We start from the raw sequence: 12,735 nt of genomic DNA on the forward strand, positions 1-12,735 counted from the left end.
ACGCATGCGCGCAGATGTTTTTTTGGTGGAGTCCGGCCATGCGGCCACGCGTTCGCAGGCACAGCGGCTGATTGCTGCAGGCGTCGAGTGGCGCCTGTCGCCGCTGGCGCCCTGGCAGAAGGTGGCCAAGAACGGCGATGACATCCCGTCCGTGGCCGAGGTGAAGCTGCTGGACGATGCCGAGGCCAAGTACATCTCGCGCGGCGGGCTCAAGCTGGAAGGCGCCTTGCGGGCCACGGGCCTGCCCGTGGCCGGGCTGCGCTGCCTGGACGTGGGGCAGAGCACCGGCGGGTTCACCGATTGCCTGTTGCAGCAGGGCGCGGCGCAGGTCGTCGGCGTGGACGTGGGCCACGGCCAGCTGCACGAGCGGCTGCACAGCGATCTGCGGGTGGTTTGCGTCGAGGGCGTGAATGCGCGCTCGCTGACCGCCGAGGCGCTGCAGCAGGCGTGCGAGGACGCGCTCTCCGAAGCCGTCGATGTGGACGAGGACAACGAGACCCAGCCCGAGGCGCCCTACAGCTGGATGCGCAACGGCGGGCTGGTGGACGACGCCTACGATGACAGCGGCGACGCCAAGGACCAGGACATCGAAGCCTTCAAGTCCGAGCGTGCGCAGCGTGCCGAGGCGCGCGCGCTGGGCACGCTGCCCGTCCAGCGCCGGCGCCGCGCCGAATGCGCGGGCGTGGACACGACCCCGTTGTTCGACGTGGTGGTGGGCGACCTGTCCTTTATTTCGCTGACCCTGGTGCTGCCTGCCATCGCCGCATTTCTGCGGCCCGACGGCCACCTGCTCATGCTGGTCAAGCCGCAGTTCGAGCTGCAGCCCGGCCAGGTGGGCAAGGGCGGCATCGTGCGCGACGAGGCGCTGTACGCCGTGGTGGAAAAGCGCATCCGTGACTGCTGCGCCGAACTGGGCCTGGCGGTGCACGCCTGGCTGGACAGCCCGATCCAGGGCGGCGACGGCAACCGTGAATTTTTTGTTTATGCGAGGAGGGCCACATGATTGCTGCCAATGCCCAGGGCATCGGTTTCCCGGTGAGCTTCGAGTTTTTCCCGCCCAAGACGCCGGAGGGGGCCGACAAGCTGCGCACCGCGCGCCAGCAGCTGTATGCGCTGCACCCTGATTTCTGTTCGGTGACCTACGGCGCGGGCGGTTCCACGCAGGAGGGCACGTTTGGCACGGTGCGCGAAATCCTGGCCGAGGGGGTCGGCGCAGCCTCGCACTTCTCGTGCATTGGCGCCACGCGCCAGTCCGTGCGCGAGCAGCTTGCCATGCTCAAGGACATGGGCGTCAAGCGCCTGGTCGCGCTGCGCGGCGATCTGCCCAGCGGCTATGGCGCGGGCGGGGAGTTTCATTACGCCAGCGACCTGGTGGCCTTTATCCGTTCGGAGACTGGCCGGGATTTCCACATCGAAGTGGCCGCCTACCCCGAGGTGCACCCCCAGGCCAAGTCGCCGGAGGCTGACCTGAAGGCCTACATCGCCAAGGTGCAAGCTGGCGCGGACTCGGCCATCACCCAGTATTTCTACAACAGCGATGCGTACTTCCGCTTCGTGGAAGACACGCAGCGCCTGGGCGCCGATGTGCCCGTGGTGCCCGGCATCATGCCCATCGGCAGCTCCACCCAGCTGATGCGCTTCTCGGACGCCTGCGGCGCCGAGATTCCCCGCTGGATACGCCTGCGCCTGCAGTCTTTCGGCGACGACACGGCGAGCATCAAGGCCTTTGGCCTGGATGTGGTGACCGACCTGTGCGACCGGTTGCGCAGTGCCGGCGTGCCGGCCCTGCACTTCTACACGATGAACCAGAGTGCCGCGACGCTGGAGATCTGTCGCCGGCTGGGGATCTGATGCGCCAGCCGCGCGGCGATGCCGCGCTGACGGGCCCGGTGGAGGGCCGCCGGGCCGCCCTGTGGTGGAAGGTGCTCGGGGTGGTCTGCTGCGGTGTTTCGGTGTGGGGCTGCTCGTCCTGGGGGCGTGCGCAAGGGCTGTCCGCCGAGGCCGACGCACTGGCCCCGCACCTGCTGAGCGTGCCGGGCGAGGCCATGCTGATCGACCCGCCGTCGCGCCCCGGTGGGCGGGAGGATGGCACCGAAAGCCCGCAGGCCCCGCAGCTGCGCCTGCCCGCCGACGAGGTGGGCCTGGCCTCCTGGTACGGCGCGAAGTTCCACAAGCGCCGCACGGCCAGCGGAGAGCCCTTCGACATGAAGGCGCTCACCGCGGCGCATCCCACCTTGCCGTTCGGCTCGCGCGTGTGCGTGCGCAGCCAGGCCACGGGCCGTTCGGTCGTGGTCCGCATCAACGACCGGGGCCCGCACACGGGCAACCGCGTGATCGACCTGAGCCGGGGGGCCGCCGAGGTGCTGGGGATGGTGGGCCTGGGGCTCAAGCCCGTGGAGCTTTTTGCGCTGGACGAGGGCGAGCGGGACTGCCCCGCCCCCTGACCGCCGCCGTCAGCCGCCGGATTCGAGCGTGTGCGTGGCGTGCTTGTCTTGCGCCAGCAATTCCACCATCTGTGGCAGCGCGGTCTTCAGCGCCGCCTTCAGGGTGAAGGGCGGGTTGATCAGGAACATGCCGCTGGCCGGCAGGCCGGGGCGCTTGACGTCGCCCGCGGCGTTTTCAGTGAGCTTGCTGTTCTTGACCGTGAGCGTGGCATGCAGCCAGCCCTTGCCGGCCTTGGTGGCCAGCGTCTTGAGGCGGCGCGGCAGGTCGTGGGCTTCCGGGCGCGGGATGATGGGGTACCAGAACGCATAGGTGCCGGTGGCAAAACGCTTGAGCGAGTCGGCGGCCATGTCGAGCACCTTGGCGTAGTCGCTCTTGATTTCATAGCTGGGGTCGCAGAGCACAAGCGCGCGGCGGGCCGGCGGGGGCAGGAATTTTTTGATCCCCTCAAACCCGTCTTCGTGCAGGACGGCCACCTGGCGGCCTGCCTCCAGCTGGGCCACGTTGCCCGCCAGCGCCCGCAGGTCCGTGGGATGCAGCTCGAAGAGCTTGAGCTTGTCGTGGCCGCGCAGCAGGCGCTGGGCGATGAACGGGGAGCCCGGGTACACGCGCAGCGCACTGCCCTGGTTGAAGGCGCGGACCATGTCCACATAGGCCTGCAGGGCGGGCGTGAGGGCGGGCGCGGTGGGTGCAAAAAGCCGGACGATGCCGTCCGCGGCCTCGCCGCTGGTGCTGGCATAGTCGCCATCGAGCCGGTACAGTCCCGCGCCCGCGTGGGTGTCCAGCACGGTCAGTGCCGCGTCTTTCTCGGTAAGGTGTTGCAAGGCGGCGATCAAGACCGTGTGCTTGAGCACATCGGCATGGTTGCCTGCGTGGAAGGCGTGGCGATAACTGAACATGGCCCTATGGTAACGAGTGCGCCCCCGGCGCAGCGCAGTCGATGGGGCCATGGCCCGGCGGCAGGCCCCGGGCGCGCGGTCATGATCCGATGCGAATTTGTCATGGGCCCGGGCGCTGCCTGTCCCCATGGCGCGGCACAATCGGCGCTTGTCTGACCAGGGTGTGTAACTTTTTTGGCAGACCGGAAGCCTTTTGTTTCTGTCATGCATGCTGGCATGCTTCATGATTGCGATGAAAACGGCCTTGGCACCCGTTCGCTCACAATCCCCCGCCGAAGCCCGCATTCACGCCCCATTCTCTTCACCATGATCGCAAGTTCCAGCCAAGCCTCTGCCAGTGGTGTCAGCCATGTGGATGCGCTGCCCCCCGGCACCCGCCTCGCGGAATTCGAGATCCTGGCGCTCCTTGGCGTGGGCGGGTTCGGCATGGTCTACAAGGCCTTCGACCATTCTCTGCACCGGGCGGTGGCGATCAAGGAGTACATGCCTTCGGCGCTGGCGGGCCGTGCGCAGGGCCAGTCGCTGTGGGTGCGGTCGTCGTCCGACCAGCAGACCTTCCATGCCGGGCTGGCGTCTTTCGTGGGAGAGGCGCGCCTGCTGGCCCAGTTCGACCATCCCTCGCTCGTGAAGGTGTTCCGCTTCTGGGAGGCCAACAACACCGCGTACATGGTCATGCCGCTGTACACCGGCATGACGTTCAAGCAGGCCCGCGCTCAGATGCGCACCCCGCCCCCCGAGATCTGGCTGCGCAAGGTGCTGTGGTCGGTGCTCGGCGCCCTGCGGGTGCTGCACGACGGGAAAACCCTGCACCGGGACATTTCGCCCGACAACATCTTCCTGCAGGACAGTGGCCCTCCGGTGCTGCTGGACCTGGGCGCCGCCCGGCATGCGATCAATGACCAGGACCGCAAGCACACGGCCGTGCTCAAGGTGAACTACGCACCCATCGAGCAGTATTCCGACGGCGACGAGGAACTGCGCCAGGGCCCCTGGAGCGACCTGTACTCCCTGGCCGCCGTGGTGCATGGCTGCCTGTGCAACGACACCCCGCTGCCCGCGACCCTGCGTTCCATCCGTGATCGCATGGTGTCGTTCTCCCGGGTGGCAAGAACCGTCAAGCGCCAGTTCGGCGTGGAATATTCCGCGCCCTTCGTGGCGGCGATCGCGCAATCCCTGGCGCTCAAGCCCGAGGACCGGCCGCAGAGCATCGATGCGTTCCTGCAGCTCATGGAGATGACGTCCGCGCCGGAAGGAAGCGAACATTTCGATTTCCGTGCCGATCTGGGCGACATCTGGGTCGAGCCCGCCGACCAGCCCGGCCCGGGCCTGCTCACGCCCACGGTGGATGTGACGTCCGCGGCCAGCAGCGTGGTGGAGATACCGCCCCAGGCGCCGCGCGCCGCGGTGCAGGCGCCCGCCCGCGATGCGCGCGAGGACGCCCCCTCCGGGGAGGAGGCCGCGGCCGGCGGCGACACCGTGATGCTCGGGGGGCCGGACACGGTGGCCGCCGAGGCTGGAGACACGGTCTTCATCGACGCCGGGGATACCGTCGTGGCCGACGACTCCCGCTATGACGACCCTGCGGCCGGCCACCGGCACGGGGCCGCTGCGCGGCATGCGCACGATCACCGGCTGCGGCCGATGGAGCGTGAGGTTCCCCGTGCCGCAAGCAAGGCGGCCAGAACGGCGCGGCGCTCCCCCGTGGTGGTCTGGCTGGGCGTGGCCGTTTTTGCCGTGGTGGCCTCGGCGGCAGGACTGCGCTGGGCCCAGAGCAGCAAGGCGCCGCACGACGACATCATCACCGAGATGGCCGAGCGGCCGGCTGCCACGCCGCCCGCCCTGGTGGAGACCGCGCTGGCCGACATGGCTGCGAGCGCGCCGGCTGCGGTGGCTTCCCTTGACGGCGCGGCGGGCGCTGCGGTGGCTGCATCCCTGCCTGCGCCTGCCTTTGTTCCGGCCTCCGCGCCGCGCACGCCGCCCCGGACCGCGAAGCGCGCGGCGCCCGAGCCCGCACCCGTGCAGGTCGTGGTGCACGAGGAACCCCCGCCACCGCCGCCCCCGGTCGTGGCCGAGCCCAAGCCTCGCCCGCTGCCGCCGCGCGTGCCCAGTCCGCAGGAGGCCTGTGCTGACGCCAATTTTCTGGCGCGGCCCATGTGCATCCACCAGGAATGCCAGAAGCCGTCGCAGGCGGGGCAGGCCGTGTGCGTGGAAAACCGCCGCCGCTACGAGGCCGAGGAGCAGCGCCGCCGCCAGACCCCCAACTGAGGGTGGCCGCCGGGGCCTGGAGCACTGTGCGCACGGGCGGCTTGCGCCCCTGGCACGCAAATTCGTATAATCGAGGGCTTCGCAGCGCTTTGTGGTCCCGCGGCGGAGACATTTTCGCCACCTAAGAGGCTTCCTTCAGAGAAGCACCGACCGTGGAAAAGGACCCGCCAAACCCTCTTCATAAGAGAAAACTCATGACTACTACTTTCAGCGCCAAGCCCGCTGAGGTTGTGCACGAGTGGTTTGTGATTGACGCGACCGACAAGGTCCTCGGACGAGTAGCCAGCGAAGTTGCTCTCCGTTTGCGCGGCAAACACAAGGCCATTTACACGCCTCACGTCGATACCGGTGACTTCATCGTCATCATCAACGCCGCCCAGCTCAAGGTCACCGGCACCAAGTCCCTGGACAAGGTGTACTACCGCCACTCGGGTTACCCCGGCGGCATCACGGCCACGAACTTCCGCGACATGCAAGCCAAGCACCCCGGCCGCGCGCTGGAAAAGGCCGTCAAGGGCATGCTGCCCAAGGGCCCCCTTGGCTACGCGATGATCAAGAAACTCAAGGTGTACGGTGGTGCTGAGCATCCCCACACCGCCCAGCAGCCCAAAGTGCTGGAAATCTAAGGAGCCTTGAGATGATTGGTGAATGGAACAATGGCACCGGCCGTCGCAAGTCCAGCGTCGCCCGCGTGTTTCTGAAAAAAGGCTCCGGCAAGATCACGGTGAACGGCAAGGACATCCAGTCCTACTTCGGCCGCGAAACCTCGATCATGATTGCCAAGCAACCCCTGGCGTTGACCAACCATGTCGAAACCTTCGACATCCAGATCAACGTCCACGGCGGTGGTGAATCCGGCCAGGCCGGCGCTGCCCGCCACGGTATCACCCGCGCCCTGATCGATTACGACGCATCCCTCAAGCCCGTGCTGAGCCAAGCCGGCTTCGTGACGCGCGATGCACGTGAAGTCGAACGTAAGAAGGTCGGCCTGCACTCCGCACGCCGCGCCAAGCAGTTCTCCAAGCGTTAAGCTGGCTGGGCACTGCCGGACACCCGCCCCTGGGCGGATGTCCAACCCCTGCAAAGCGCTCCGTCCTGGATTGCTTTACAGAGCAAAAACCGCCTCCGGGCGGTTTTTTCGTTTAAGGTGCGCTCTTTTCTCCCGGGTCTCCCCGATGACTCCCCTGTTTTCCCCATGCGCCTTCGCCTTCTGCGCCGCCGGCTGACGATCAGCGCCCCCCGGGTGGCCATCCGCAGCGCCTTGCCCTGGCCCCTGCGCTGGCTGGCCTTGGCGGTGGTTTTCGGGTTCTGCGCGGCGGTGGCGCTGTGGGCCTTCGAGTTCGGCAAGTCGATCGCGGGCCTGGACTCCGTTTCCCGGGACGAATTGCTCCAGCTGCGCGCGGAGGTGGCCCGCCTGCGCGGCGTGGGCCAGGAGCAGCAGACGGTGGCCCATACGGCCGAGAGCCTGCTCGTGACCGAGCGGGCTGCCAAGGAAAGCCTGATGGCGCAGGTGCGACAGCTCGAGGCGGACAATCGGACGCTGCGCGAGGACCTGGGGTTTTTCGAGAAACTGATTCCCGCGGCAAAGACCGAAGGGCTCGCGATTCGCAGCCTGCAGGCCGAAGTGCTGGGAGGGATGCAGCTGCGCTGGCAGGTCCTGGTGATCCAGGCCGCGCGCAATGCGCCCGAGTTCAATGGCCGGCTGGAACTGGTGCTGGCAGGCACCCAGGACGGCAAGCCCTGGACGCAGACCCAGCCGGCCCAGGGGCAGCCCCTGCAGGTCAAGCAGTACCGGCGCATCGAGGGGGTCCTCGATCTGCCGCCCAGCGCCGTGGTAAAAACCGTGACCGCCCGCGTGCTGGAAGGCACGACAGTGCGCGCCGTGCAGGCCATGGCCATCGACTAGGAGCACCCGCAAGGCGCCCGCGATGGCCCCGGCCAGGCTGTCGTCGTCGAGAGAGGCCCCCGCCGCAAGCGCCGGGCCCGCGCAGAGGCCGCGCCGGTACGCCGTGGGCCTGGCATCCCGTTGTTTCCCATCCGCACGCTCCTTTCGGCCGGAGCGTGTCCTTTCAGGAGTTCTCACCCATGTTTTCCCGCAAAAAGCAGCCACCGATCAAAAGCCTGGTCGCCCAGGGCACCCGGATCGAGGGGGATGTGCACTTCGCAGAAGGGATGCGCATCGATGGCGAGGTGGTGGGGGACATCCGCGCGGGATCGGAGCAGTCCAGCATTCTGGTGATTTCCGAGACGGCCCGGGTGGAGGGTGCGGTGCACGCCGACCATGTGATCGTCAACGGGCAGGTGGTGGGTCCCGTGCATGCCGCGGAATTGCTGGAACTGCAGCCCAAGGCCAAGATCACAGGCAATGTGCACTACAAGGCGCTGGAGATGCACCAGGGCGCCGTGATCGCCGGGCAGATGTGCCCTGTGGCCGTGCTGGTGGAGGAAAAGCCCCCACTGAAGTTAGCGTCAAACAGCCAGTGAACTGAATTCCCGAGCGGTCTGCAGTACTATTCACCGCAAACATTGAACCCGGAGTACCCCATGAGCGCTGTTGCCGAAAACATCCAGACCGAAATGCCCGCCCCCATTCTGTTCACGGACAGCGCGGCGGCCAAGGTGGCGGACCTGATCGCCGAAGAGGGCAATCCTGACCTGAAACTGCGCGTTTTCGTGCAGGGTGGCGGTTGCTCGGGGTTCCAGTATGGCTTCACCTTCGATGAAATCACCAACGAAGACGACACCACCATGACCAAGAATGGCGTGTCGCTGCTGATCGATGCCATGAGCTACCAGTACCTGGTCGGCGCCGAGATCGACTACAAGGAAGACCTGCAGGGCGCCCAGTTCGTCATCAAGAACCCCAACGCCACCACCACCTGCGGCTGCGGCTCCAGCTTCTCCGCCTGAGGGTGTGCCTCTGCGCCGCGCCAGCGGCACGGAATGAAACGACAAGCCGCCCGGACGGGCGGCTTTTTTCATGGGGATACCCCTTTTCGTTTTCCTGGAAAAGCCATCCTGGCGTGCCATGCAGCAAGACAGATCCCTGAAAGTGCTCCTGTGGCTGGTGGCCATCGGCTTCTTCATGCAGACGCTGGACGCCACCATCGTCAACACCGCGCTGCCCGCCATGGCCCGCAGCCTTGGAGAAAGCCCGCTGCGCATGCAGTCGGTGGTGGTGGCCTATTCGCTGGCCATGGCCATGCTGATACCGGCTTCCGGGTGGCTGGCCGACCGTTTTGGTTCACGGCGCGTCTATCTGTCCGCCATCGTGCTGTTCGTGCTGGGTTCGGTGTGCTGCGCGCTCGCGCAAAGCCTGACCCAGCTGGTGGCGGCGCGCGTGGTGCAGGGGCTGGGCGGGGCGTTGCTGCTGCCGGTGGGGCGGCTGGTGGTGCTGCGCACCTTTCCGCGCGAGCAGTTCCTGCAGGCCATGAGTTTCGTTGCCATTCCGGGCCTGATCGGGCCACTGATCGGCCCCACGCTGGGCGGCTGGCTCGTGGAGGCGGCGTCGTGGCACTGGATCTTCCTCATCAATGTGCCGGTGGGGCTGGTGGGCTGCATCGCCACCCTGCGCTTCATGCCGGGCGAGCCCGTGACCTTCGTGCCCCGCTTCGATCTGGCGGGCTACCTGATGCTCGCCTTTGGCATGGTGTCGCTCTCGCTGGCGCTGGACGGCCTGGCCAGCATGGGCCTGCGCCAGGCGGGCGTGCTGGTGCTGATGGTCTTCGGGCTGGCCAGCCTGGTGGCCTACTGGCTGCACGCGGCGCGGCGGGCCGACCCGCTGTTCTCGCCGCGGCTCTTTTCCATTGACACACTGCGCATCGGTCTGCTGGGCAACCTGTTCTCGCGCCTGGGCAGCTCCTGCATGCCATTCCTGGTCCCGCTGCTGCTGCAGGTCACCATGGGCTACTCGCCCCTGCAGGCCGGCATGATGATGCTGCCCGTGGCCATCGCCGGCATGTCGATGAAGCGCTTCACCACGCCGCTGATCACCCGTTTCGGCTACCGGCAGGTGCTGGTGGGCAACACCCTGCTCGTGGGCGTCACGATGGCCAGCTTTGGCCTGGCCGCTCCCACGCAGCCCCTGTGGGTGCATGTGGCGCAGCTGGCGGTCTTTGGCGCCGTGAATTCCCTGCAGTTCACCGCCATGAACACCGTGACGCTCAAGGACCTGGAACATGCCATGGCAAGCAGCGGCAACAGCCTGCTGTCGATGGTGCAGATGGTGGCCATGGGAATGGGCGTGGCGGCCGCAGGGGCGGTGCTGGCTGCGTTCACTGACTTCTTCCCTGCCGGCGGCGCCCAGGGGACGCTGAGGGCGTTCCAGGCCACGTTCGCATGCATGGGGCTCATCACCGTGGCCTCGGCGGGCATCTTCTGGCAGCTGTCGCCCCAGGACCGCGCCGGCAGCCGGGTCGCCGCCACGGCGGACGCCACGGACCACGGCTGAAGGTGGTTTCGGGGGAGGGGCCGCCAGGCCCGGCTCGGATCAGGCAGGGTAGACCGCGCCCAGCACGCGGGCGCCCACGGCCCCGGTGACGCTGGCCAGGTTGCCGGGCTGCCCGTGCAGCGCCTGCCGCGCCAGCCAGGCAAAAGCCGCGGCCTCGACCTGCAGGGCCGGCAGGCCCAGCGCATCGGTGGCGACGACCCGCACGGCGGGGCATGCGGCCTGCAGCCGCGCCATCAGGTGGGTGTTCAGGGCGCCGCCACCGCACACCGCCAGGGTGTTGCTATTCTCTTGATAGCTATTGGCACTGATGGCGCAAGCGCGGGCGGTGTATTCCGTCAGGGTGGCCTGTACGTCCACGGGGTCCGCCGATGCCCATGGCTGCAGATGCCGCGCGAGCCAGATGGGGTTGAACAGGTCGCGCCCCGTGCTCTTGGGCGGGGGCTTGTGCAGAAAGGGTTCGTCAAGCAGCGAGGCCAGCAGCGCCGGCAGCACCTGGCCGCTTGCGGCCCATGCACCGTCCGCATCGAAAGGCTGGCCGGTATGCTGCTGGCACCAGTGGTCCATCAGCGCGTTGCCGGGGCCGCAGTCAAACCCCAGCACGCTGGCCCCCCCGGCACCCAGCACGCTGAGGTTGGAGATGCCGCCGAGGTTGAGCACCAGCACGGTCTCGTCCGCGCGGCCGAACACGCCCTGGTGGAACGCGGGCACCAGGGGCGCACCCTGGCCGCCGGCGGCCACGTCGCGGCTGCGGAAATCCGCCACCACGGTGATGCCCGTGCGTTCCGCCAGCACGGCGGGGCTGCCCAACTGGAGGGTGTAGCCCGTTCCGTCGAATTCCTGGGGGCGGTGGCGCACCGTCTGCCCGTGGGCTCCGAGGGCGCGGATGGCGCTGGCCGGCTGTCCGCTGCGCTCCAGCAGCGCGTGCACCACCTCGGCATACGCGCGCGACAGCGCATTGCCCGCCAGCGCTGCGCGGTGCAGCTCGTTGCTGCCAGGGGTGTTCAGGGCGAGTAGTTCCGCCCGCAGCTCCGGCGCGAACGCCATGCTGGCGTGGTGCGTGACCACCATGCGGGGGCCGGAAAAATCCGCCAGCACCCCGTCGATGCCATCGAGCGAGGTGCCCGACATCAGGCCGATGTACAGATCAGACATGGCCCGGGGGATGTGCGCGCGGATGCTGCCAGCGGCTCAGTCTGCGCTGGCCTGTTCGACAAGCGCCGCAGCGGACAGCTGGATGCGCATGTTGGACGCCAGGCGCTCGAACGCGGGTCGCCCGGCCGCCGAGACGGGGGCCGCCGCTTCGCTCTGGGCGACGATGGTCTGCGGATCCTGGTGCACGCCGTTCACGCGGAATTCGAAGTGCAGGTGGGGGCCGGTGGCCCAGCCGGTGGCGCCCACTGCGCCCAGCGTCTGGCCCTGTTCTACGGACTGGCCCTGGCGCACGTCGATGCGGCTCAGATGGGCGTACACGGTGACGTGCTGGTTGCGGTGCTTGACGAAGACCACGTTGCCAAAGCCGTTCTGCACGCCGGCAAACTCGACCACGCCGTCGCCCACGGTGCGCACGGAGGTGCCGGAGGGGGCCGCGAAATCGGTGCCCAGGTGAGCGCGCCAGGTCTTCAGGATGGGGTGCATGCGCATCTTGAAGCCGCTGGTCACGCGCGAGAACTCGACCGGCGAGGTCAGGTAGGCGCGGCGCATGCTCTCGCCGTCGAGCGTGTAGTAGGCGCCCTTGGCGGCGCCCGGCTCCTGGAACCACAGGGCCTGGTGGGTCTTGCCGTTGTTGACGAACTCGGCGCTCAGCACCCGGCCGCTGGACAGGGGCTCGCCGTCGGCTTCCAGGGTTTCATACACCACCGAGAAGCGGTCGCCCTTGCGCAGCGAACGGCGAAAGTCGATGTTGCCCGAGAAGAGTTCGGCCATCTGCACGGCCACGCCGTCGGGGATGTTGGAGGCATCGGTGGCGGCGAACAGCGAGCTGTGGATGATGCCGCCCGCCAGGCGGCTGCCCACCGTCATCTTGGCGGTTTCGATGCGGGAGCTGAATTTGTCGCCGTTGCGCTCGACGATGAGCCGGCGGAAGCTGCCGCTGTCGTCGGGCACCCAGCGCACGGTCAGGCGGGTCAGGCGGTGGTCGTCGGTGGTCTCGGCCGACACGGCACGGCCGGTGCGCCCGAGCACATTTTGTCGCACAGGAGTGTCACCGCGCATGAACGCGGCGGCGGCCGGGTCGGCCACGCCCAGGCGCTGCAGCAGCGATTCGGGGGTGTCGCTGCTGCGCACCTGTTCGGAGCGGAACAGCGAGAAGCCCGGGGCGTCGAGCTCGCCCAGCACGAGGTTTTCGGCCAGCGATTCGACGGGGTAGCTCACCATGCGCACCGGCAGCTCGGCCGGGTCGGGGGCGAAGGACGCCACGGCGAACGCGCCGCCGCCGCCCGTCAGCAGCAGGGCTGCGACAGCGGCGGTGATGCGTTTGGGATGTTGTTGGATCGTGCGGGACAGCCGGTCAAGCAAAGCGGTGCTGGCGGTGCGGACCGTAGTGAGGCCGTGAATCAAAGGTCTATCCCCAGGGTGAGCGTGACTTCCTGAAACTCCCCCGTTGCGACGGCGGGGCGAGGCCAGGAACACAGGCTGCCAGGCATGTGGCCATGCGACAGCGTGAAAACAGGTCGAAACGGC

13 protein-coding genes are annotated in these 12,735 nt (G+C 67.9%); 10 read left to right on the forward strand and 3 right to left on the reverse strand.

Annotation, left to right across the window (positions count from 1 at the left end; genetic code table 11):
* Nucleotides 1-4 precede the first annotated feature (4 nt).
* The 3 genes from AC07OD_RS10110 to AC07OD_RS10120 are packed head-to-tail and all read left to right on the forward strand — an operon-like array spanning nucleotide 5 to nucleotide 2,444.
* Nucleotides 5-1,003, forward strand: coding sequence for a TlyA family RNA methyltransferase (locus tag AC07OD_RS10110; RefSeq protein WP_218339858.1), 999 nt, complete (start codon nucleotides 5-7; stop codon nucleotides 1,001-1,003).
* Complete coding sequence (gene metF / locus AC07OD_RS10115; RefSeq protein ID WP_494596428.1) at nucleotides 1,000-1,851, forward strand: methylenetetrahydrofolate reductase [NAD(P)H]; 852 nt, start codon at nucleotides 1,000-1,002, stop codon at nucleotides 1,849-1,851. The genes AC07OD_RS10110 and metF overlap by 4 nt, the downstream gene beginning before the upstream one ends.
* Entirely contained in the window at nucleotides 1,851-2,444 is a 594-nt protein-coding gene (locus tag AC07OD_RS10120; protein WP_218296242.1) for a septal ring lytic transglycosylase RlpA family protein, read from the forward strand. Before metF ends, AC07OD_RS10120 begins: the two co-directional genes overlap by 1 nt.
* Before the next feature lie 9 nt (nucleotides 2,445-2,453).
* Here AC07OD_RS10120 and AC07OD_RS10125 read toward each other — a convergent pair whose 3' ends face one another.
* The gene (locus tag AC07OD_RS10125; protein WP_218296241.1) at nucleotides 2,454-3,341 is read right to left on the reverse strand and encodes a 23S rRNA (adenine(2030)-N(6))-methyltransferase RlmJ; all 888 of its coding nucleotides are present in this window, start codon (nucleotides 3,339-3,341) and stop codon (nucleotides 2,454-2,456) included.
* 306 nt (nucleotides 3,342-3,647) lie between these two features.
* Between AC07OD_RS10125 and AC07OD_RS10130 the strand changes: the two genes are divergently transcribed.
* The 7 genes from AC07OD_RS10130 (at nucleotide 3,648) to mdtD (ending at nucleotide 10,056) form a co-directional block, all read left to right on the forward strand.
* The gene (locus AC07OD_RS10130) at nucleotides 3,648-5,606 is read left to right on the forward strand and encodes a serine/threonine protein kinase (RefSeq protein ID WP_492244659.1); all 1,959 of its coding nucleotides are present in this window, start codon (nucleotides 3,648-3,650) and stop codon (nucleotides 5,604-5,606) included.
* A gap of 194 nt (nucleotides 5,607-5,800) precedes the next feature.
* The gene (gene rplM, locus AC07OD_RS10135; RefSeq protein ID WP_008907237.1) at nucleotides 5,801-6,232 is read left to right on the forward strand and encodes a 50S ribosomal protein L13; all 432 of its coding nucleotides are present in this window, start codon (nucleotides 5,801-5,803) and stop codon (nucleotides 6,230-6,232) included.
* Between the two features lie 11 nt (nucleotides 6,233-6,243).
* On the forward strand, nucleotides 6,244-6,636 hold the full coding sequence (gene rpsI, locus AC07OD_RS10140; protein ID WP_005798582.1) for a 30S ribosomal protein S9: 393 nt from the start codon (nucleotides 6,244-6,246) through the stop codon (nucleotides 6,634-6,636).
* A gap of 165 nt (nucleotides 6,637-6,801) precedes the next feature.
* Nucleotides 6,802-7,512: a DUF6776 family protein gene (locus AC07OD_RS10145; RefSeq protein WP_218296239.1), complete on the forward strand. Its 711-nt coding sequence runs from the start codon at nucleotides 6,802-6,804 to the stop codon at nucleotides 7,510-7,512.
* Nucleotides 7,513-7,691: 179 nt separating this feature from the next.
* Complete coding sequence (locus AC07OD_RS10150) at nucleotides 7,692-8,090, forward strand: bactofilin family protein (RefSeq protein WP_218296238.1); 399 nt, start codon at nucleotides 7,692-7,694, stop codon at nucleotides 8,088-8,090.
* A gap of 60 nt (nucleotides 8,091-8,150) precedes the next feature.
* Complete coding sequence (erpA, locus tag AC07OD_RS10155) at nucleotides 8,151-8,516, forward strand: iron-sulfur cluster insertion protein ErpA (protein ID WP_008907234.1); 366 nt, start codon at nucleotides 8,151-8,153, stop codon at nucleotides 8,514-8,516.
* A gap of 118 nt (nucleotides 8,517-8,634) precedes the next feature.
* Nucleotides 8,635-10,056 carry a multidrug transporter subunit MdtD gene (mdtD, locus tag AC07OD_RS10160; protein WP_492244658.1) on the forward strand — a complete coding sequence of 474 codons (1,422 nt, stop codon included), beginning with the start codon at nucleotides 8,635-8,637 and terminating at the stop codon, nucleotides 10,054-10,056.
* Between the two features lie 39 nt (nucleotides 10,057-10,095).
* On the opposite strand, the gene AC07OD_RS10165 is transcribed toward mdtD, so the two are convergent.
* The gene (locus tag AC07OD_RS10165) at nucleotides 10,096-11,208 is read right to left on the reverse strand and encodes an anhydro-N-acetylmuramic acid kinase (protein ID WP_492253962.1); all 1,113 of its coding nucleotides are present in this window, start codon (nucleotides 11,206-11,208) and stop codon (nucleotides 10,096-10,098) included.
* A gap of 36 nt (nucleotides 11,209-11,244) precedes the next feature.
* Nucleotides 11,245-12,612: a M23 family metallopeptidase gene (locus tag AC07OD_RS10170; protein ID WP_218339853.1), complete on the reverse strand. Its 1,368-nt coding sequence runs from the start codon at nucleotides 12,610-12,612 to the stop codon at nucleotides 11,245-11,247.
* Nucleotides 12,613-12,735 lie beyond the last annotated feature (123 nt).

This window comes from Acidovorax sp. GW821-FHT10E03, assembly GCF_059415205.1.